The sequence below is a fragment of the Acidithiobacillus sp. TH-A36 genome (genome assembly GCF_057473445.1).
Map to the genome: position 1 here is coordinate 1 of NZ_JBYCKP010000221.1, position 2,878 is coordinate 2,878.

Annotated in this window: 3 protein-coding genes and 1 pseudogene; 3 read left to right on the forward strand and 1 reads right to left on the reverse strand. The window is 52.9% G+C overall.

Annotation, left to right across the window (positions count from 1 at the left end; translation table 11 throughout):
- Positions 1-116: 116 nt before the first annotated feature.
- Positions 117-551 carry a hypothetical protein gene (locus tag AC2VLY_RS05760; protein WP_486892712.1) on the reverse strand — a complete coding sequence of 145 codons (435 nt, stop codon included), beginning with the start codon at positions 549-551 and terminating at the stop codon, positions 117-119.
- Between the two features lie 487 nt (positions 552-1,038).
- Here AC2VLY_RS05760 and AC2VLY_RS05765 point away from each other — a divergent pair, with 487 nt between their 5' ends.
- The 3 genes and pseudogenes from AC2VLY_RS05765 to AC2VLY_RS05775 form a co-directional block, all read left to right on the forward strand.
- Entirely contained in the window at positions 1,039-1,365 is a 327-nt protein-coding gene (locus AC2VLY_RS05765) for a superinfection immunity protein (protein WP_486892713.1), read from the forward strand.
- A gap of 8 nt (positions 1,366-1,373) precedes the next feature.
- Positions 1,374-2,387 (forward strand): tetratricopeptide repeat protein, encoded by a 1,014-nt coding sequence (locus AC2VLY_RS05770; RefSeq protein ID WP_486892714.1) that lies wholly within the window; start codon positions 1,374-1,376, stop codon positions 2,385-2,387.
- 127 nt (positions 2,388-2,514) lie between these two features.
- Positions 2,515-2,878 (forward strand): annotated as a pseudogene (locus AC2VLY_RS05775) (hypothetical protein); the annotation flags it as partial.

Here is a 2,878-nt window from a genome sequence, read left to right on the forward strand (position 1 = left end):
AAAAAAAAGCCCGGCAACAAGCCGGGCGTAAGCATTTCATCCATAACAGCAGTACTCATCTACCACTACTACTAACAACAACCACAGAACTACATACAACGTGAAACCAGAAAGACTTAGAGACTACCCAGCAGGCCGCCCAAAAGACCGGTGCTGCCGCCAACCAGACCCGTTACCGTGCCGGTCACAGGAGCCAAGGCACCCACTGTACCGGACAGAAGGGTGGGCACATCGGTGGTCACCGCTGCCAGAGCATTACCCACATTGTCCACCACATTGTTCAGCAATCCTTCGACACCGCCCAGCGTTGCTCCAGCAACAAGGGTGGTTTCACCCAAAACCGTACCAACGTCTCCGGTTACGCTTCCCAGCAAACCTTCCACCCCGGTCAAGGTACCGCCCAGCGTGCTATCCAAAGTACCCACCAAACCAGTGACTGTACTTCCCAATCCGGAAACCAGGTCTCCGGTGCTGGAGGATGCAGAACTGCTACCACCCAGAAGCCCACCAAGCAAACCACTCAGAAGACCACCAATATTCAATAGTGACATAGTCAAATTTCTCCTTTGAATGTAATGTTTAGAACTCACTTCATGGTTACAAGCATGCATTAACTGGCAGCACACTACTCGAAACATAAAAGCAATCTGCATGCCACATTTTGATTATCCCGGTAACATTTTATAATACTTTGTTTTAAATTAAGTAAATCAAATTACAGAACTCTTTAAATCCCTGACCCGCAAACATGCGTAACACTTTGGGCGCCCATGCCTACCCGTAACGTTACCTTGTGTTACCCATTACCGGGCACCTCAAATTTCCCATTTTGGGTGGACAGACAGACAAATAAGCAAATCCGTTACATTTTGTCACTTCATCATCCCCGACATACAAGATCAGCGGAAATGACGCGCAATGACTTTCATGAAGATAAATAACAATGCAACAACAGGCACAAAGTTTGCTTGAATTTTCACCAAAATCTAGATTTTTTTCCTTGTTCACTGTTCGGGAAATCACAGAGGTACATCAGATATGGCTGTTCACATCGCCTGGCTTTCCTCCCTGATGCCGGGACACGGTAGCAACCAGATGCTTGACTGGGATTTTTTTTTACTGGGTCTGGCCATTGCCCTTCTTTTATATTTTCTGCCGAGCTTCAAGGCATGGCACCGCTGCCATGGTAAATACCGATGGTGCCTGAAACTGTTTTTCATCAACCTGTTCCTGGGCTGGACCATCATCGGATGGTGGTACGTATGGAATCGCGCCAACTGGTCAGGTCCAATTATTTTTGCGGGACGCTGCAAGCACCGGCCACAGCCCGCCCCACACAAAGCGTTGCGGCGCTTCCATCACTGAGGAATAGAATGACCCCCAAAAATTATACGCTGACCCTGTTTGTTTTGATGGGAACCCTTGGCCTGGCATCTCCTGCAGCCTGGGCGATGACCAGCGCGCAGGCCCATGCCCTGTGTCTTCAGGCCCATGCCGGAAACACCGCCGCATTGTCCGATCTGACTTTGGCGGCCCAAAAAGGCAACCGCTCAGCAGAAAACTGGCTGGGCGTTTTTTATGGACTCGGACATCAATACGCCAAAGCCGTGCCCTGGTCCCGTAAAGCCGCCCTGCAGGGCGATCCGCTTGCCGAATTTGTCATGGGCAGCGTCTATTATTACGGCAACGGCGTCGCCAAAAGCCCCCGTAAAGCCGTTTATTGGTACCAACTCGCCGTTGACCAGGGTTTTCAGCAAGCCGAAGGCATGCTGAAACAGGCTCAGGAAAAACTGAAAGCAACAGCGGCCCATAGCACTTCCCCTGCACCGGCCAGTTCCGCTCCGGCCAGTCCCGCTGCGACGGATTCCGCCCCGGCCAACCCGCCGGTTCCTGCAGTTATCCGGCACACAAACACCCAAACAGCTCAAACACCAGCCCGGGAACCCTCATCTACCCTCACTGTAGCCCAACGCATCCCAGCCCCGAAAACCCAGCCGCTCAGCCCCTCAGCAGAAAACCAGCGGGGTTACGCCTATTACAGCGGGCAAGGGAAGCCTCAAAACTACGCCAAAGCTGTCTACTGGTTCAGAAAAGCCGCCCTTCAAGGCAACGCCAGCGCCGAAAATAATCTGGGGGTTGCCTACAATCATGGCCAGGGCGTCCCCAAAAACCTCGCGAAGGCCTTTTACTGGTATCAGAAAGCGGCACAGCAGGGTAATCCCAGTGGCGAAACCAATCTGGGCGTCGCCTACTACGAAGGTGACGGCACCCCAAGCGACACCCCAAACGCCCTGCACTGGTGGCAACTGGCTGCCGACCAGGGAGATCATCGGGCGCAGAGCTATCTCAGCGTGGTGCATTTAACCTCCCATCCGACCACGCCTTAAAAACGATCCAGCATCCGGGGGTATGGCTCCGGGTTGAGCCTGTCTGCCAAAAGAGGTGAAACTATGACCAGTTTTGTTTATTCTCGGTTACTAAAATTACCCATGACAAGCCCCATTCGGAGAAAAAATGTCTTTTGCCCCGCCGCAGAAAACCCGAAGTCCCGGTCAGATATTCCTGGGCGGCGAGCCCATGGTCATCCACTGCAATCACTACAACCGGTTTTTGCAGATGGTGGTGGAAGGCTGCCAGTCGGTAGACGGTGTAGGTCTGCAACTCGAAGCCGCGCAGGAAGTCGTCTACCGACAGCTTTCCGGACAGTTTGCCGCACAACCCCTCAATACGGCCCAGGAGCGCCTGCGCTGGGCGGCAGAACAATATGCCTATTGTGGTTTTGGGCATCTGAACATGGGCAACCTGCCAGATAGTCCGCCCGCAGAATGGATCGTGCGTGAGGATTATTCGCATTATGCCAATGCCCTGCTGCTGAATC